Origin of the sequence: Puia dinghuensis, from assembly GCF_014642875.1 — a bacterium.
Taxonomy (GTDB): domain Bacteria; phylum Bacteroidota; class Bacteroidia; order Chitinophagales; family Chitinophagaceae; genus Puia; species Puia dinghuensis.
Window position 1 is genome coordinate 677,876 of record NZ_BMJC01000004.1, and the last position, 17,970, is coordinate 695,845.

The 17,970-nt window shown below is 52.3% G+C and carries 14 protein-coding genes; 6 read left to right on the plus strand and 8 right to left on the minus strand.

The window, feature by feature from the left end:
- Together IEY39_RS20810 and IEY39_RS20815 are read right to left on the minus strand one after the other, a co-directional pair.
- Positions 1 to 810, minus strand: coding sequence for an SDR family oxidoreductase (locus IEY39_RS20810; protein WP_188935218.1), 810 nt, complete (start codon positions 808 to 810; stop codon positions 1 to 3).
- Positions 811 to 849: 39 nt separating this feature from the next.
- Positions 850 to 1,938, minus strand: a complete 1,089-nt coding sequence (locus tag IEY39_RS20815; RefSeq protein ID WP_229689010.1) for a branched-chain amino acid aminotransferase — start codon at positions 1,936 to 1,938, stop codon at positions 850 to 852.
- A gap of 87 nt (positions 1,939 to 2,025) precedes the next feature.
- Here IEY39_RS20815 and IEY39_RS20820 point away from each other — a divergent pair, with 87 nt between their 5' ends.
- A complete protein-coding gene (locus IEY39_RS20820; protein WP_188935220.1) occupies positions 2,026 to 3,468 on the plus strand; it encodes an aminotransferase-like domain-containing protein in 1,443 nt (480 codons plus the stop codon).
- Positions 3,469 to 3,557: 89 nt separating this feature from the next.
- Positions 3,558 to 4,001, plus strand: coding sequence for a DoxX family membrane protein (locus IEY39_RS20825; protein WP_188935222.1), 444 nt, complete (start codon positions 3,558 to 3,560; stop codon positions 3,999 to 4,001).
- Here IEY39_RS20825 and IEY39_RS20830 read toward each other — a convergent pair.
- The 6 genes from IEY39_RS20830 to IEY39_RS20855 all read right to left on the minus strand — a co-directional run bounded on the left by IEY39_RS20830 (position 3,994) and on the right by IEY39_RS20855 (position 10,929).
- Positions 3,994 to 5,082, minus strand: coding sequence for a tetratricopeptide repeat protein (locus IEY39_RS20830; RefSeq protein WP_188935224.1), 1,089 nt, complete (start codon positions 5,080 to 5,082; stop codon positions 3,994 to 3,996). The two genes, IEY39_RS20825 and IEY39_RS20830, sit on opposite strands and share 8 nt — an antisense overlap.
- A complete protein-coding gene (locus IEY39_RS20835; RefSeq protein ID WP_188935226.1) occupies positions 5,079 to 6,860 on the minus strand; it encodes an AMP-dependent synthetase/ligase in 1,782 nt (593 codons plus the stop codon). The genes IEY39_RS20830 and IEY39_RS20835 overlap by 4 nt, the downstream gene beginning before the upstream one ends.
- Positions 6,861 to 6,925: 65 nt before the next feature.
- Entirely contained in the window at positions 6,926 to 7,945 is a 1,020-nt protein-coding gene (locus IEY39_RS20840; protein WP_188935228.1) for a tetratricopeptide repeat protein, read from the minus strand.
- 19 nt (positions 7,946 to 7,964) lie between these two features.
- Positions 7,965 to 9,191 (minus strand): DUF1015 domain-containing protein, encoded by a 1,227-nt coding sequence (locus tag IEY39_RS20845; RefSeq protein WP_188935230.1) that lies wholly within the window; start codon positions 9,189 to 9,191, stop codon positions 7,965 to 7,967.
- A 15-nt stretch (positions 9,192 to 9,206) separates the two neighbouring features.
- Positions 9,207 to 10,298, minus strand: a complete 1,092-nt coding sequence (gene serC / locus IEY39_RS20850) for a 3-phosphoserine/phosphohydroxythreonine transaminase (protein WP_229689011.1) — start codon at positions 10,296 to 10,298, stop codon at positions 9,207 to 9,209.
- 7 nt (positions 10,299 to 10,305) lie between these two features.
- Positions 10,306 to 10,929, minus strand: a complete 624-nt coding sequence (locus tag IEY39_RS20855; protein ID WP_188935232.1) for a DUF502 domain-containing protein — start codon at positions 10,927 to 10,929, stop codon at positions 10,306 to 10,308.
- Between the two features lie 185 nt (positions 10,930 to 11,114).
- Here IEY39_RS20855 and IEY39_RS20860 point away from each other — a divergent pair, with 185 nt between their 5' ends.
- The 4 genes from IEY39_RS20860 (at position 11,115) to IEY39_RS20875 (ending at position 17,958) form a co-directional block, all read left to right on the plus strand.
- A complete protein-coding gene (locus IEY39_RS20860; protein WP_188935235.1) occupies positions 11,115 to 11,762 on the plus strand; it encodes a TetR/AcrR family transcriptional regulator in 648 nt (215 codons plus the stop codon).
- Positions 11,746 to 13,119: a TolC family protein gene (locus IEY39_RS20865; protein ID WP_188935237.1), complete on the plus strand. Its 1,374-nt coding sequence runs from the start codon at positions 11,746 to 11,748 to the stop codon at positions 13,117 to 13,119. Before IEY39_RS20860 ends, IEY39_RS20865 begins: the two co-directional genes overlap by 17 nt.
- Positions 13,120 to 13,152: 33 nt before the next feature.
- Complete coding sequence (locus IEY39_RS20870; protein WP_188935240.1) at positions 13,153 to 14,304, plus strand: efflux RND transporter periplasmic adaptor subunit; 1,152 nt, start codon at positions 13,153 to 13,155, stop codon at positions 14,302 to 14,304.
- Between the two features lie 75 nt (positions 14,305 to 14,379).
- Entirely contained in the window at positions 14,380 to 17,958 is a 3,579-nt protein-coding gene (locus tag IEY39_RS20875; RefSeq protein WP_188935242.1) for an efflux RND transporter permease subunit, read from the plus strand.
- The last annotated feature ends 12 nt before the right edge of the window (positions 17,959 to 17,970 follow it).

Consider the following 17,970-nt stretch of genomic DNA (forward strand, 5'->3'; position numbering starts at 1 on the left):
TTAACCATTTGTACTAAAACCAGGATATAATGTCATTCCTCCATCCACAAATAAAGTGGTGCCGGTGATATAGTCGGAATCATCGCTCGCCAGCCAGACGGCGGCGGCTCCGATATCTTCCACAACACCAACACGATTGTAAGGAATTAGTTCGAGTAGTTTTTTTTCAGCGGCAGGTGTATCCCAGGCCTGGTGGTTTATCGGCGTCTTGATGGCGCCTGGCCCGATGCTGTTGACTCTTATCTTGTATGGCGCAAATTCCTGCGCGATACTCTTCATTAATTGCATGATCCCGCCCTTGCTGGCGGCATAGTTCGCATGACCTCCCCAGGGGATCACCTCATGCACGCTGCTCATACAGATGATCTTCCCGGCAGCACGCGACCGCTCGGGAACGATACCCCTTCTCAGAAATTCCCGGATGGCTTCACGGGCGCAAAGGAATTGCCCCGTAAGGTTGACGCCGATGACAAAATTCCATTGGTCAAGCGTCATGTCCTGGAAGGGCGAATCGCGTTGCAGCCCCGCATTGTTCAGCAGGATATCCACCGTCCCGTATTTCGCGACCACATCCGCGAACATTTTTTGTACTTCGGCTTCTTTGCTGACATCGCACCGGTAGGTGATGCCGGCGCCGCCCGCTGCTGTTATCTCTGCCAATACTTCCTCCGCTGCCTGCGCGGTGGCGTCCACCGGGTGATTGACGACGACGGTGGCGCCTGCTGCTGCCAGCGATTTCGAAACTCCGGCCCCGATGCCCGAAGATGCCCCCGTAACGATGGCGATCTGGCCGGCTAATTTTTTTTCCATAGTCTACCCGAAGGTTGGTTTACACCTTCAAGGTAGCCATTAAATAGCTGTGTCCACAAAATAATTCCAGCCATGAACATCGGGCCGGCGGCCATAACGAATATCATCCAAAGCGTTCTTCAACAGCTGGCTCAGACCATGGCCTTCCCCGTCCTCAACCGGCAGATAATAGTCCTTTCCATCGATGCCGATCGTTCCTATCGGCGACACCACAGCGGCCGTTCCGGCTCCAAAAGCCTCCTTGACCACACCTGTCTCCAACCCATGTTGCAGCTCTTCTACGCTCACCGGCCGCACTTCCACGGATATACCCGCATCGGCGGCAAGGGTCAGCAGACAATCCCGCGTCACCCCATCCAGGATGGTATCCGTCAACGGCGGGGTAACAAGTTTGTCGCCGAAGACAAAAAAGACATTCATCATCCCCGACTCTTCAACATACTTATGATGTATACCGTCTGTCCACAACACCTGGTCATAACCTTCGGCCATGGCCTGCTCTGTTGGATATAACGCTCCTCCATAGTTGCCGCCGCATTTGGCGAAGCCCGTACCGCCTTTTGCCGCCCTGGTAAACTCACGCTCTACCTTCACCTTCACCGGTCCCGGGAAATAAGCTCCCCAGGGCGCGCAGACAATGGCAAACCGATAGCTGTCCGAAACCCGCACGCTAAGCCGGGTGTCCGTTGCTATCTGGAATGGCCGCAGGTATAAGGCGCCACCCGGCTGTGCGGGCACCCAGTCCTTTTCCAGCTCCACCAGCCGTCGCAGTCCTTCGCGAAATATCTCCGGCGCCACCACCGGCATACAAAGCCGCTGCGCCGTCTTCACCAGCCGTTGATAATGCTTCCCCGGACGGAAGATATGGACCCGGTCGTCTTCTGTCCGGAAAGCCTTCATCCCCTCGAAAATGGTCTGGCCATAATGAAAGACAAGGGAGGTTGGCGACAACGAGAAAGGCCCGAACGGAACGATCTCCGCATCCTTCCAGCGCCCGCCGGCATAATCACAAATCAGCATATGGTCCGTGGCTACGGCGCCCGGCTGGAGGTTATCCCAATCTACTTCGGAAAGCCGGCTCCGGTATGCCCGGCTCACCGGAATGTAAGGTGTCATCATCGTATCCATAACTGTTCAATTATTCCCTAAAATTCGCAAGAAAAAAAGTAAAAAAACAGATGCAGAATTATTAATTTTGACTAGATCAGATTCGCAATGAAAAAGAAAAAACCCGGCGACGACCCAATCTATCTCCAGGTAGCCGAAGGCCTCGAAAAGATGATAGGAGATGAGACCCTAAAAATTGGTGACAAGCTGCCCTCTGTCAGGATGCTGAGCGAAGAATACGGCATCAGCATGGGCACGGCCTTTCAAGCTTATTATCACCTGGAAGGCAAAGGACTGATAGAATCCCGGCCCAAGTCGGGTTACTATGTGCGCTTCAACCTGCGCCGCCTTCCGGGCCTGCCACATAAAGCGGTGGAACCCGAACCGGTCGCTACCGAGGTCAGCGTCGCGGAGATGATCACCAATGTTTTCCAACGCACCTCCCGGGAAGACTTTGTCAACTTTTCCGTCGCCGCACCACCAATCAGCCTGCTGCCGGCCGCCAAACTGAATAAGTCGCTGGTGCACGCCTTGAGGGCCTCCCGCAACCATGGTCTCCAGTATGAACACAGCCAGGGCAACCCCGGACTGCGCCGCCAACTCGCTCTTCTTGCCTTTCACTGGGGTGGGAAATATGCGGCGGAAGATGTCGTCGTCACCGCCGGTTGTATGGAAGCGTTAGTGATGTGCCTCAAAGCCACCACCCAGCCCGGCGACACGGTGGCGATCGAAAATCCCACGTATTTCGGCATCTATCAGGTGATAGAAAGCCTCGGACTAAAGGCGCTGGAGATCGCCGTCGATCCGCTGACGGGTATCGATCCCCAACAGCTGGAAACCTTGCTACAGAAATTTCCCATAAAAGCCTGCGTGTTCGTCCCCACCTTCAGCAACCCGATGGGGTCCTGTATGCCCGATGAAAAAAAGAAAGCGCTGGTTCAACTGATCACCCGCCACCAGATCCCCCTCATCGAGGACGATATCTATGGCGAAATGTATTTCGGCCGCCACCGTCCCCGTACCTGCAAATCCTTCGATACCGAAGGATGGGTCTTGTATTGCAGCTCCCTGTCCAAGTCCCTGGCCCCGGGCTATCGCATCGGCTGGATAATCCCCGGCCGGTTTACCAAACGGGTGATACAGCTGAAGATGATGCATACCGTGTCGGGCACCACGCTGACCCAGGAGGCTATCGCCCATTTCCTCAGCATCGGCCGCTATGAATACCATTTGAAGAAATTGCGGAAGGCCCTGCATACCCAATGCCTGCGCTATCAGCAAGGCATCCTGCAATACTTCCCGCCGGATACGAAAGTATCCCGGCCCCAAGGCGGTTTTGTCCTTTGGGTCCAGCTCGACCGGCAATTGAATGCCTACCGGCTCTATCGGGAAGCATTGAAACACAACGTCTCCGTGGCGCCAGGCCAGGTTTTCTCCGCAAAGGGGCAATTCGGCAATTGCCTGCGGCTCAGCTATGCCCGTCCCTGGGACGCCGAAGTAGAAGAAGCCCTGCGCATCCTGGGGTCACTGATCAGGAAAATGTCGAAATAGGCCAATCGCAAAGCACCCCCTTGATCATCACACAAAAAAATCGTACCTTATAGGTAGCTCTTTTTATTTCTCATCTAAAACGATGCTATATGAATCTGGTACAACGTGTAGAACACTGGGGCAATACCCACCATCCCCAATGGCTCGATATAATTCGCATCCTCTTCGGGGTCTTCCTTTGCTACAAAGGTGTTGACTTCCTGATGAACATGGGCACCATGCTCGATCTTATCACCAACAAAATGTCCTTTGGCTCTTTCACCTCGATGATGATGGGCAACTACATCGCTTTTGCTCACATTCTTGGCGGTATCCTGCTCATCCTGGGCGTGCTGACCCGCTTCGCCTGTATACTGCAGATACCCATCCTCATCGGGGCCATATTTTTCATGAATAATTCCCTCTACCGGCCTTTTTCCGAGATGGCCGTTGCTATACTCACACTCCTGTTGCTGATCCTCTTCCTCATCGTTGGCAACGGACACATACAATTATTGAAATTCCGGCCGGGGGAAAGAGGCGATACTATTTAAGGTCGGGGTACTTTGAAAAAAGATCGCTGTAGTCACTTTCGTGGAAAGCAGCGGTCTTTTTCATGTCCGTTACAAGGGCGTAGGCTTTTGCTTTATCCCCTCCATCCTCATACGCTGTTATCAGGGAGCGGTTGTTGGCCGCAAGTGTAGGCTCGAAATGATACACCTTTTCATAACAGGCGAGACTTTCTGCCTTCTTGCCCTGCTCCTTGTAGAAATTACCCCTGATATGATCGAGGACGGCATCACCCCCCAGCAGCTTATCCAACTTGTCAAGGGCCACAAAACCCTTGTCGTATTCCTTCCGCAGATAGTAAAGGTCGATCATCATTATGTAGCAGCTCGTGGCATCCGGGAAGCTGGTAGAAAAATGCTCGAGCGCGGTCTCATAAAGCGAAAGATCGAGATGATGACAGGCTGTGATATAGATCAGCTGGATGGATTTGGTATTCTTGTATTTCTCGGTCAGGTGCTCGTACTGCTCCTTCACCGCGCTGTAGTTCTTCTTAGTGTTCTCCTCGGTCAGCTTCATAATGATGCTGACATCCTCCGGAACATTCTCCAGGCTCTGGTTCATCATGTCCGCCAGGTTAGCGAGGGTGTTGCTCAACGACTCGTCGACCTGGTACACATAGACATCGGAAGCCTTTATCGAATCCTTCGACCGGACAAGCGTATAGTCATGATAATTCAACCCACCGGTGCCGTACATCCGGAAAAGCAGATGACGGACGCCCTTTCTTTCAAACTCTTTTAAAAGCCGGTAATTCCCCAGATTAATCGCCATCACAATACGGTCGCCAAAATTGATAAACCCCTTGTTAAAGGATTCAGAAAAACCTTTCAGGAAAACAGGGTCCTTCAGGGCCACGCTTTTTCTCCGGATGTTTTGTATAAGACTGTCGATATCGAAAAAATGATCGAGCACACTCCCATCACCGCTGTTGGTTGCGGCTTCGATCCGATGTGCAGTCGCCAATGCCTCTTCGCTGCTGATAGCCCGCTGTGCCGTCGCTGTCCCTGCCGCAAGGACCAATCCTGTCGCGAGGACCAATCCTGTCAGTAGTAGTGCTGTTCTCATTCGTGGTATATCTTTTCGATGGCCGAATGGAATTTTTCCGTCACCACCTTCCGCCGTAAGCTCAGCTTGGGGGTCATTTCACCCGTCTCTACAGTCCATTCCGCCGGCAACAGCTCAAAACGTTTTATCTGTTCGACATGGCCGAAGTTGACATTGTAATGCTCCACCACATCCCTGTACATGGCCAGAACTTTAGGCTCCCTGATCAACTGTTCGTGATTGGTCACCGTAATGCCGTTTTGCCGGCTCCATTCCTCCAGATTTTGAAACGCCGGCACGATAAGGGCGCCAACAAACTTCCTCTCTGGTCCAACAACCATGATCTGCTCTACAAAACGGGATTCCTTGAGTTTGCTCTCGATAGCCAGGGGCGCTACATACTTTCCGCCGCTGGTCTTGAACATCTCTTTCTTCCGATCGGTGATCTTCAGGTATTTATTGTCTACAAACTCCCCGATATCCCCCGTATGGAACCAGCCATCCGTTATGGCTTCGGCGGTGAGGTCGGGTCGTTTGTAGTAGCCCATCATCACATTGGGACCCTTGCAAAGAATCTCGCCGTCCTCGGCGATCTTCACCTCGATACCGGGTATCACCGGGCCAACGGTGCCAAAGCGCCGCTCTTCCACCTGCAACCTGTTGACACTGATCACTGGTGAGGTCTCCGTAAGCCCGTATCCTTCGAGGATAGCAACCCGCGCAGCAGTGAAAATGCGGATCAGCCGCACCTGGCAGGCCGCACCCCCGCTGGCGATGCACTGGATATTATTTCCCAGCGCCTCCCGCCATTTACTAAAGATGAGCTTATTGGCCAGAGAAAGCTGGAAATTATACCAAGCCCCCATCGATTTATTGATCTCATAACGGGTGGCAAGGCCATGCGCCCAGAAGAATAGTTTTTTCTTTATACCGGTGAGCTCAGCCCCTTTGTGCATGATCCGGTCGTAGACCTTCTCCAACAGCCGGGGAACGGTGACAAACATCTGCGGCTTCACCTCCTTCAGGTTGTCCCCGATGGTGTCCATACTCTCGGCATAATAGATCGAGCTGTTGTTGAAGAGATATACGTAGGTGAGCATCCGCTCGTAGATATGGTTCAGCGGCAGAAAGCTGAGCGCCCTGATCTTGCCCTGGGGCAGACAGGGGATACAGGAATGGACATTGCTGACGATGTTTCGATGCGAAAGCATCACACCTTTTGGCGTGCCTGTAGTCCCGGAAGTATAGATGACAGTCGCAAGGTCCTTCTCGTCGATGGAATCCTCTATCTGCTTCAGCCGCGCCGCCTCTTCCGCCGTAGGCGAAACCAGCAGCTCCTTCCAGCTGCGCGCACCGTCGACAGGTTCGATAGCAAATATCTCCCGCAGGCTTGGCACCCGGTCGCGGACACTCATTACTTTAAGATATAATTCGTGGTCGTTGACAAAGACAAACCTCACCTGGGCTTCCTGCAGGATAAACTCCAGTTCTGTCACCGATATGGTCGGGTAAATGGGCGCGAGTACGGCGCCGGTACGCTGCACGGCCATGTCAAGCATGATCCATTCCGGCCGATTTTTACAAATGATGGCGACCTTTTCTATCCCTTCCGGCGTCCGGTCTGCGCTGAAAACCCCCAGGCGGAGAAGACCGGTGCTCAATTTTTCAATAGTGTCGGCAACTTCCTTTGTGCTATAGGTCCTGTAGACCCCTCCCTCCTTTCCTGCCAGCATATCCGGTAAGGGGTCTCTTTCCAAATTCAGGGTAAGACAATCAAACAATCGAGTGGGTTCGGTCATAACTAACTGTTTGAGGACAAATTAGCGAAAAAAGCACGAACGGCCAACCACCCGGCACCAGGGCCCTACTTCGCCGTCACCTGGTAATATTGCCCCTCAGGCACCTTAAATACCCTTCCGTGCTGAAAATCGATAAACCGTTTGTAATCGTCACCATGCGCATTGCTCCAGGTCTGGAATGCCGGCAAATTACCCGCAGCCCCAAAGATCCACTCATTATACGCATCGAACATCCCTTCTTTTAGCAATTGGCGCTGATATTCGAAGAGCCGGAAGGGATAATTGGTGGGATAGGTATTGAACCAGTTAATAATGAATTTGGTACGCAGCACGGTGAGCGATTCCGCCGTGATCCCGTCCTTGACAATGAAGTTCAGGGGAGTCACAACGTTCAGCCAGGCGCGGACAAAAGGATTCTTCACATCCTGGTTATTTTGCATATTACTCTCGGCAAATAGTTTCTTATAACTTTCCAGCAATACCTCCTTTATTTCTGCTGTCCGCTTCGTATAGCTTTCCAGGTTGATGAACATTTCGCCATAGATAAGGGTCCACACCCGGTCGTTTGCGAAATAATAATACTTGGCCGCATAATAATAGTTGGAAGAATAGTTGGGGTCGTCCTCGATCCCTTTTTCCCATTCTTTGATGCATCCAAAGTCATTCTTCGACCAGAGCATTTCGCCATATTCGCTATGGAGCGGACCGCTCTTCGGGAATCGCTTTAGCCCGGCCTTGTAAAGCTTATCGCACTCTTTCAATTCATCGATGCCCTTGTACAACAACGCGACGATCTGGTAGGTCTGTACATCGGCATCCGGCCGGTCGATGAGGGGCTTGGCGACATTGAGCCCCTTGGCATAATCCCGGTTCAGATAATAGTTGAAAGAGAGGTCTTTTGATAATTCGAGATTTTGCGGGTCCTTTTGAAGGGCATTATTCAGCACCAAAATAGCATTACTATAATCTCCTTGTCGGGTATATCCGCGGGCGATCTCCTGCGGCGATTTTTCGTCTGTGGCCTGCGCAAGTACAGCCACCCGCGTGAGGGAAAACACCATCAGGAAAACAACCATTCTCTTCATGCATTTTGTTTTTGTAGGTTCAAATAAGATGCGTCAGCAACCCGTCCCGTAGCTTGGGCTCGAACCAGGTGCTCTTAGGCGGCATCACCTCCCCGCTGTCCGCAATGTCGAACAATTGCTGGATACTTACGGGATAAAGACTAAAAGCGGCCTTCATTTCACCACTGTCAACCCTTCTCTCCAGCTCCTGTAACCCGCGGATGCCGCCGACAAAGTCGATACGCTTGTCCGTCCGGGGGTCTTTTATAGCTAAAAGTTTGTCGAGGATGTTCTTTTGTAGAATGGTTACGTCCAGGATACCTATGGGATCTGTACTGAAAGTACCTTCCTTTGCCACCAGTTTGTACCAGCCGCCATCGACATAAAGTCCGAATTCATGCAACCGTTGCGGCTGGAAGGCCTTTTCCACCTTCCCGACAAAGAATTCCTTTTGCAGCAGATCGGTAAACTCTTCCACGCTCGACCCGTTGAGATCATGCACAAGCCGGTTGTAATCCATTATCTGCAATTGATCCGAAGGAAACAGCGTCGTCAGAAAATAATCCGCTGCGCCGGAGGCTTCCTTCCCTAGCGCCTTTCTCACTTTGGCCGCAGATGCGGCCCGGTGATGACCGTCGGCGATATAGGTAAACGGAACTTCCGTTGCGAAAAGTGATGTGATGGCGGCTATCGTGCCTTTATCATCCACGACCCAGACTGTATGACCTATGCCATCCCCGGCAACGAAGTCATAAACGGGCGCATGATCCCGTTTCCAGCCCTCGATAACATCGTCGATGGCGCCTACGCTGTTGTAGGCAAGAAAGACATTCCCCGTCTGCGCGCGGATGGTCTGCATGTGATGGATCCGGTCGGCTTCTTTGTCGGGCCGCGTCAGCTCATGCTTCTTGATGATCCCTTTCTCATAGTCGTCGACGCTGCTGCAACAGACCAGGCCCGTCTGGCTTCGCCCATTCATCACCAGCCGGTAAATATAATAACAGGGGTTGTCCTCTTCGAGCAGCAGCCCCTTCTCTATAAAAGATTGTAGGTTCTCTTTCGCCTTATTATATACTTCCTGGGAATGGATATCTATATTCGGCGGCAGATCGATCTCGGACTTGGTGACATGAAGAAAAGAATAGGGATTATCTGCGGCCTCTTCCCTTGCCTCATGGCTGTTGAGCACATCGTAAGGCTTCGAAGCTATCTGGCTGGCAAATTGCGGATCAGGCCGTAGCGCCTGGAACGGAGCGATCGTAGACATACTGTTTGAATGAGATTATGCTTTTTTTAATGCGAATTCGTTCATCAGCTCCGTCAGCACCCGGACGCTTTCCAAAGGCAGGGCATTGTACAGGGATATGCGGAACCCGCCTACACTGCGATGTCCTTTCACACCAACCATTCCGTTGGCCTTACATTCCGCGAGGAACTCCTTCTCGAGCGCCTCATCATCCATCACAAAAACCACGTTCATCTTACTACGATCTTCTTTTGCCACTGTGGGTCGGAATATAGGTAACTTGTCCAAAGTATCATATAATAGCCCGGCTTTCCGGTTGTTGATCGCCTCGATAGCGGCAACCCCACCCAGCTGTTTCAACCAGCGTAAGGTGAGCATACAGACATATATGGCGAACACGGGTGGCGTATTGAGCAACGAACCTGCCGCAATGTGTTCCCTATAATCCATCATAGTCGGCAAGGGCCGGGTTACTCGGCCTAACATGTCCTTCCGCACAACCACCATATTCACCCCCGCGGCGCCGATATTCTTCTGGGCCCCGGCATAGATAAGCCCAAACCGGTTGAAATCCATCACCGTGCTCAGGATGTCACTGGACATATCGGCTACCAGCGGAACATTGGTCTCGGGGATGGCATGCATCTGCGTGCCTTCGATGGTATTGTTCGTCGTGTAATGGAAATAAGCGGCGTCTGCCGGGATGGCATATCCCTTTGGAATATAGGTGTAATTCTTGTCTTTCGAGCTCGCGACGACCTCAACCTTTCCATACAGCTTGGCTTCCTTGATGGCCTTCTTACCCCAGACGCCACCGTCGAGATAGGCAGCCGTCTCCTGCTCATTCAGCAGGTTCATCGGTATCTGGAAGAATTGAGTGGAGGCGCCGCCGTGCAGGAAAAGCACTTCGTGATCACTGTCCAGCTTCATCAGCTCTTTTGTCGTCGAAATCGCTTCGTCTACTACTTCCTGGAACAAAGGGGTGCGGTGGCCGATCTCCAGGATAGACAGTCCCGTACCATTATAATCTAAAATGGCCTGACTGGCTTGTTCAAATACTTCTTTTGGTAAAATACTGGGACCCGCATTGAAATTATGAACCACGATGCTATAGTTTAAGAACGGCAAAGATAAGCTATTGCTCGTCAACTTCGGCGACCCCGCCCGAGATGGCAAACTTCATCGCATCAGCCGAACTGATATCCGTTATCACCCGCACCCTGTCACGCTTGACAAAGTACAAATGTCCGGCAAATGCATAGGACTGCGGCAGATACACAGCCACGTATTCCTGTAGGTCGAACTGTTGCAGATCTTCCTGGGTAATAAATCCTACCTGCCATACATCGGGAGCCGCAACACTCACCAGTACGGCTTTGGTGAATTTCCGCTTGTTGCCGGCAAAGGCTTCGAAGAAATCTTTTACGGTGGAATAAATGAATTTTATGCCCGGCGTTTTCTCCAGAACCCGCTCCGCAAATTCCACCACCCGGCTCACGATCCAGGAAGGCGAGATATAACCCACGATAAGCGCAATCCCGATAAAGACGATGAAGCCAAGACCTGGTATTTGCCTCGGTTGACCGGAGGCGTCGACCCCAAATTTGGGGAAAAAGGTATGGACAAGATTGGGGAGGATGCTATCGATCCATTGAAAGACGGAGACGAGGATCCAGATGGTAATCGAAATGGGAGCCAGAATGAGAAGTCCCTGCAGAAAGAGCCGGAATAGGTTGCGGGGAATTTGGCGAGGATGCATGTGCAGCGTTTTAGGACATAAAAATACTTATTCTCCCCTAACCCCTTCCCTGACAGCACGGCAGGCCCGCCGTTCACCGACAAAATCAGCCATTCACCGATATAAAATCCACAATTCGTCCATGGAAACTTTGGTTACGATAAAAGTTTCTCTAGTTTTGGCGCCAAAAGCAGGAGCCTACAGGAATGGAAGTAAAGACAGATGTAAAAGAGCGAATACTCGCAAAAGCCGCCGAGCTCTTTATGCGCTATGGCATCCGCTCCATAACCATGGATGAGATCGCGGCGCAGCTGGGTATTTCAAAAAAGACTATTTATCAATTCTTTACAGATAAGGATGATTTGGTATCGGCAGTAATAGAACAGGAAACGCACAAGAATGAGGCCGAATGCCGCCAGTTTCAGACTACTTCAAAGGACGCCGTGCATGAGATATTCCTGGCGGTGGAGGATTTCGAAGAGATTCTCCGGTATACCAACCCCATGATGCTCTACGACCTGGAAAAATATCACCCGCGGGCCTTTCAGAAGATCAGGGAATACAAATACCAGTTTCTCTATGAGTCTTTCCTGGAAAATCTCCGGAAAGGCATCGAGAACGGGATTTATCGAAGTGACCTCAACCGGGAAATAGTGGCGAAGAACCGTATCGAGTCGTGTTTCCTGATATTCGATCCCCACATCTTCCCGCACAGCCGGTATAGCATGTCGGAAGTAAACTTCGAACTGGCGATGCTCTACCTGCACAGCGTCGTCACGGAAAAAGGAAGAAAGCTGATTGAACTATACACCGAAGAACGCACCAAAAAACTATCACATGAATCAAACGCTTAGCCGTCTCTTATCACTTATCCTGATCGTGCTGGCTTCGAACATCCGTGCCCAGCAACCCGCGGCGACTACAGCCTCACCCGCAGGCCAGTCCCCGATGGTGCACGAATTCTCCATTGCCCAGGCGATCGACTACGCCTCAAAGAACAGCGTGTTGGTAAAGAACGCCCTCCTCGACTACCAGATCCAGGAGCAAAGCAACCGTGCCACCACCTCCCAGGCCCTGCCGCAGGTAACCGGCAGCCTGGGAATTACCGATAATCTTCAGATCGCTACCATCCTGGTGCCGGGTACTTTTGGCAACCCTCCCCAACAGGGCGAGGTTCCCGTCAAGTTTGGAACCCAATACAATTCCACTGCGGGGATAACATTAAAGCAGATATTGTTCGACGGGCAGGTATTTGTTGGCTTACAGGCGCGCCAGACCTCCCTCGACTTCTATCGAAAGAAACAGGAGGTTACCGAACAATTGGTCCGGGCCAATATCTATAAGATCTATTACCAGCTGCTCATCGGCAAATGGCAGATCGATCAGATCGACGCCAACATCGCCAACCAGCAGACCCTGTTGCATAATTCCACGGAGATGTTCAAGAATGGCTTTGCCGAACAGCTGGACGTGGACAAGGCCACCGTCCAACTTACTAACCTCGAATCCGAAAGGGTCCAGGTGGATTACAATATTGCCAACGGCTACCTCGGCTTAAAAGTTTTGATGGGAATGCCTGTCAGGGATTCTTTAAGATTGACGGATACGCTTACTTACGCGATGGTCAGGGATGCTACGTTGGGAGACAATTACAAGTATAGCGATCGCCGGGATTTCCAGTTACTGCAGCTCAACCGGCAATTGAATGAATTTGATATCAAGCGATATAGAAAAATGTATATTCCCACGGTGTCGCTGACAGGCAATTATTCGCAGAACCAATATGTTAACAAATTCGACATCGGGCAAAAAAATAGCTGGTTCCCCTCCTCTTACCTTGGACTCAATATTTCGGTGCCCATTTTCGATGGTTTTTATAAAGCCGCGAATATTCAACAGGCCAGGCTGCGGCTCGAACAAACGCAGAACAACATGGACTCGCTGAAGAACCGCATCGACAACGACGTGAAGGAAACGCAGCTACGCTTCTCCGCGGCACTGGCTACCCTCGATTTCCAGAAAAAGAATCTCGATCTCTCGGAAAAAGTATACGCCCAGACCCGGAAGAAATACGAACAGGGGCTTGGCTCCAACCTGGAAGTAACGCAGGCCTTTGCCGACGAAAGAACAGCGCAGGCCAATTACTTCAACGCCCTGTACAACGCTATCGCGGCCCGGGTAGATTATCTCAATGCCATTGGAAAACTATAACCCCTTTTGTAAGCAAAAATTAAATCGATCGATATGCATAAGACACTGACTGTTGTATTCGCCTCTTCCCTGTTGCTGGCCGCCTGCGGCAGCAGCTCCATCAAGAAGGACGACTCCCTCGCAGGGAAAAAGGCCCAGCTTTCCGAGTTGAAAGCACAACAGGAAAAACTGTCCAAACAGATTGCCGACCTCGAAGCCGAGCTTGGGAAGTCTGACTCCTCCACCCAGCAAAAAGCCAAATTGGTGGCGCTGACAGCCATGACCCCCACCTCCTTCATCCACTATATCGATCTGCAGGGTGATGTAGAGGCCGAAAGTTATTCCAACATCGCACCCAAAGGCAACGGCGGTGTAGTCCGCGAAGTATATGTCAAACAAGGCGATCACGTCAATAAAGGCCAGTTGCTCCTCAAATTGGATGACGCCGTACAAAAGCAGCAGCTAGCCAATGCCCAGACACAATTAGCCTATGCAAAAGATATCTACAACCGTCGGAAGAACCTCTGGGACCAGAAGATCGGCGCCGAAGTAGACCTCATCAATGCCAAGAACCAGGTCGACCAGGCCGAAACCCAGGTAAAGATCTACCAGGAGCAATTGGATTGGACAAATGTGTATGCCGACATCCCGGGTACGTTGAACATCTTTACCGTCAAAGTCGGTGAATTCTTCGGTGGCGCTGGGTTAACCACCCAGCTTCAGATCCTCAGCACCGACAACCTGAAAGTGGTCGTACAGGTACCCGAGATCTACCAGGAACGCATCCACGTAGGCACTCCCGTCAAGATAGCCTTCCCGGGATTGGGGAATAAGGAGATCATCGGCACCGTGCGCATCGTCGGAAAGGTGATCAACACCGGCAACCGTGCCTTTGAAGTAGATATTCACATCGCCGGCAGCAACGAGATCCGCGCCAACCAGGTCGCCATCGTCAAGCTCGAGGATTATACGGCCAAAAATGTCCTGACCATCCCCATCAACACGCTTCAGACGGATGAAAAAGGCAAATACGTAATGGTCGTGGCCAACGAAGGCGGCAAGAGCGTCGCACATAAGAGATCGATCACCATCGGCCAGACCTACGCCGACAAGGTAGAGGTCACCGGCGGCCTGGAGACAGGCGACCAGCTCATCACCGACGGTTTCCAGGGCCTCTATGAAGGTCAGCTGATCACGACCCAATAGTCACGACCCTTCCGCACGCCCCGGTGACGGCCGGAGCCGGCGGCAGCCGATTCTTCATCACATGAAAAATTACTTATGAGCGCCTTAGAAAATATTACCGATAAGTTCAAACAATTCAAGCCCACCACCTGGAGTATAAAGAACAAGACCTCCATCTACCTGTTCATGCTCATTGTCAGCGGCTGGGGGATATTCCAATTCGTGACCTTGCCAAAGGAGCAGTTCCCGGATATCGTGATCCCCACCATCTACGTATCCACTATCTATACCGGAACTTCCCCGAAGGACATGGAAAACCTGGTAACCCGGCCCATCGAAAAGCAGATCAAGGCCATCACCGGGGCAAAGATCAATAAGTTCACCAGCACTTCCCAGCAGGACTATTCCGCCATCGTGGTCGAATTCGAAACCGACGTCCAGACCGATGTCGCCCTGCAAAAAGTAAAGGATGCCATCGATAAGTCCAAACAAGATCTGCCAACCGATCTCACCCAGGAGCCCACGGCCCTCGAAGTAAGCTTCTCCGACCAGCCCATCATGTATGTCAACATCAGCGGCGACTACGACCAGCAACGGTTGAAGAAATTCGCCGACGACATGAAGGACAGACTGGAAGACCTTCCCGAGCTCAATCGCGTAGACATCGTCGGCGCTCCCGAACGCGAATTCCAGATCAATGTCGACAACTACAAGATGCGCGCCAACAACCTCACCTTCGACGACATCAACAATGCCGTCAAGGGCGAGAACCTCGACATCTCCGGCGGTCAGCTCGATGTCGGCAACATGAAACGCAATCTGCAGCTGAAAGGACAGTTCCATACTGCCGAGGATATCCAGCAGATCATCGTCCGCAGCCCGGACAACGGTACGGCAGTATACCTGAAGGACATTGCCACGATAAAGGATACAATAAAGGACCGTGAAAGCTATGCCCGTCTCGGCGGTAAGAATGTCGTAACGCTCAACATCATCAAACGCAGCGGCGAAAACCTTATCAAGACCTCCGATGACGTAAAGCAGACGGTCGAAGATATGAAGACCAACCTGCCGAGAGACCTGAAGGTAGTAGTCACCGGCGATCAGAGCAACCAGACCCGCACCTCTTTCAACGACCTGGTCAACTCCATTATCATCGGCTTCATCCTGGTGCTTATCATCCTCATGTTCTTCATGGGCGTGGTCAATGCCTTCTTCGTAGCCCTCTCCGTCCCATTGAGTATGTTCCTGGCATTCGTCTTCCTCCCGGCGGCGAATTTCATCATCGGGACAGATGTTACCCTCAACTTCATCGTCCTCTTCGCCCTGCTCTTCGGCCTGGGTATCATCGTGGACGACGCCATCGTGGTCATCGAGAACACCCACCGCATCTTCACGCAGGGCAAAGGCCGCATCTCCGCACCCACCTCGGCGATGATGGCCGCGGGTGAAGTGTTCATCCCCGTCCTGGCGGGTACCCTGACGACCCTGGCGCCCTTCTTCCCGCTGCTTTTCTGGCCGGGCATCATCGGGAAATTCATGGTCTATCTCCCCGCCATGCTCATCTTTACCCTGGCATCATCCCTTGTCGTTGCGTTTATCATGAACCCGGTGTTCGCCGTCGACTTCATGAACCATCCTGCCGAAGAGCCGCAGCCGAAATCCGCTATGTTCAGGAAGCCGGGCTTTTGGATTGCCGTCACCTTCGGCATTCTGTTCGACCTGCTCCATATCACCTTTCTCGGCAACCTGCTGCTCTTACTTGTGATACTCGCCATTCTCAACAAATTCGTGTTCGATGGCCTCATCCATGGTTTCCAGAACAGGGTCCTGCCCTGGATCATGGGCCATTATGAGAACGCACTCCGCTGGGCGCTGAAAGGCTGGCGGCCAGTCTGGCTGCTCGTCGGCACCTTCGGGCTGCTCATCTTCTCTTTCATCCTCTTCGCCGTCCGGAATGTACAAGTCGTATTCTTCCCGAAAGGCGACCCCAACCAGATCTATGTCTACCTGAAACTGCCGGTGGGAACAGCAGTGGATTATACAGACTCGGTTACCCGAACGCTTGAAACCAAGGTGTATAAAGTATTGGGCATGGAGGATGGCAAACCTAACCCCGTCGTGGAAAGCGTCATCGCCAACGTCGCCATCGGCGCCAACGACCCGACCAGCGGTGACCAGAGCACTCACCCCGAACTGGGCCGCATCCAGGTCTCCTTCGTGGAGTTCGCCAAACGTAATGGCGTGTCCACCTCGGCATACCTCGACTCTATCCGCCACGTGATCAAAGGCATCCCCGGCGCGGAGATCTCCGTCGACCAGGAACAGAACGGCCCGCCCACCGATCCCCCGGTCAATATCGAAGTGTCGAGTGATGACTTTGACAACCTCATTAAGTGCGCTGTAAACCTCAAGAACTACCTCGACTCCCTCCAGACCCCCGGTGTGGAAGAGTTGAAAATGGACGTTGACCTTACCAACCCCGAGATCACCTTAACAGTAGACCGCCGTCGGGCAATGACCGAAGGCGTAAGTTCTGCGCAGATCGGCCAGCAGTTACGGACGGCATTGTTCGGACTGGAATCATCGAAGATCAAAGAAGGAAAAGAAGAATATAAGATTCAGATCCGTAACCTGGCCGTTCAGCGCAAGAACCTCATCGACCTGCTCAACATGAACGTCACTTTCCGCGACATCGCAGGCGGCGGAGCCATCAAGAACGTACCCATCAGCTCCCTCGTCCATGTTGATTACACCAGCACCCTCGGAAGTGTCAAACGCAAGAACCAGAAGCGGGTGATCACGCTGAAATCCAATGTTCTCAGCGGCTTTACCCCCACCGCCGTCAACCAGACGCTAGGCAAGCAGATCGCCGACTTCAAAAAGAAGCCCGATGGTGTCACCATCACGCAGACCGGTGAAGGTCAGCAACAGGCCGAAACAGGCGCCTTCCTCGGCAAGGCCCTGGTCATCGCCCTCGCCACCATCATCGGCATCCTTGTCCTGCAATTCAATTCCATCAGCAAGTCGGTGATCATCATCAACGAGATCCTCTTCAGCGTCATCGGGGTAATCCTCGGCTTCGCCATCACAAAAATGGAAGTATCCGTTATCATGACCGGTCTTGGTATCGTCGGTCTCGCGGGAATTGTCGTCAAGAACGGTATCCTGGTGATAGAATTTGCTGACGAGCTGCGATCCCGTGGTCTGAAGACAAGAGAAGCGGTGATCCAGGCGGGTAAGACCCGTATCATCCCGGTACTGCTCACGGCCATGGCCGCCATCCTCGCGCTGATACCGCTGGCCGTCGGGTTCAATATCAATTTCGTGACCCTGTTCTCCGATCTGAACCCGCACATCTACTTCGGCGGCGACAACGCGGTCTTCTGGAAGCCGCTCTCCTGGACCATCATCTTCGGTCTCGCCTTCGCCTTCTTCATGACCCTGTTCATGGTGCCGAGCATGTACCTCCTGGCGGAAAGACTGAAAAGACCCATGCGGCGCCACTTTGGTGGAAAATGGATCTCCTTCCTCGGGATACCGCCCTTCACCATCCTGTTCCTGCTCCTGGTGTTTGTCACCATATTCCTGCATTCGATCGAAGTCGCCGGGCGGCGGCGGAGACTGCAAGGCCGGCGTGGAGCCAGCGAAACCTGGATACGAAGCTGGTTTTAAGCTATAAAAAAA

Bases quoted from the DNA above. Each gene is read 5' to 3' on its own strand.
- IEY39_RS20845 (WP_188935230.1), bottom strand. From the start codon at position 9,191: ATGTCTACGATCGCTCCGTTCCAGGCGCTACGGCCTGATCCGCAATTT.
- IEY39_RS20840 (WP_188935228.1), bottom strand. From the start codon at position 7,945: ATGAAGAGAATGGTTGTTTTCCTGATGGTGTTTTCCCTCACGCGGGTG.
- IEY39_RS20865 (WP_188935237.1), top strand. From the start codon at position 11,746: ATGAATCAAACGCTTAGCCGTCTCTTATCACTTATCCTGATCGTGCTG.
- IEY39_RS20875 (WP_188935242.1), top strand. From the start codon at position 14,380: ATGAGCGCCTTAGAAAATATTACCGATAAGTTCAAACAATTCAAGCCC.
- IEY39_RS20835 (WP_188935226.1), bottom strand. From the start codon at position 6,860: ATGACCGAACCCACTCGATTGTTTGATTGTCTTACCCTGAATTTGGAA.
- IEY39_RS20815 (WP_229689010.1), bottom strand. From the start codon at position 1,938: ATGGATACGATGATGACACCTTACATTCCGGTGAGCCGGGCATACCGG.
- IEY39_RS20855 (WP_188935232.1), bottom strand. From the start codon at position 10,929: ATGCATCCTCGCCAAATTCCCCGCAACCTATTCCGGCTCTTTCTGCAG.
- IEY39_RS20860 (WP_188935235.1), top strand. From the start codon at position 11,115: ATGGAAGTAAAGACAGATGTAAAAGAGCGAATACTCGCAAAAGCCGCC.
- IEY39_RS20830 (WP_188935224.1), bottom strand. From the start codon at position 5,082: ATGAGAACAGCACTACTACTGACAGGATTGGTCCTCGCGACAGGATTG.
- IEY39_RS20870 (WP_188935240.1), top strand. From the start codon at position 13,153: ATGCATAAGACACTGACTGTTGTATTCGCCTCTTCCCTGTTGCTGGCC.
- IEY39_RS20825 (WP_188935222.1), top strand. From the start codon at position 3,558: ATGAATCTGGTACAACGTGTAGAACACTGGGGCAATACCCACCATCCC.
- IEY39_RS20820 (WP_188935220.1), top strand. From the start codon at position 2,026: ATGAAAAAGAAAAAACCCGGCGACGACCCAATCTATCTCCAGGTAGCC.
- IEY39_RS20810 (WP_188935218.1), bottom strand. From the start codon at position 810: ATGGAAAAAAAATTAGCCGGCCAGATCGCCATCGTTACGGGGGCATCT.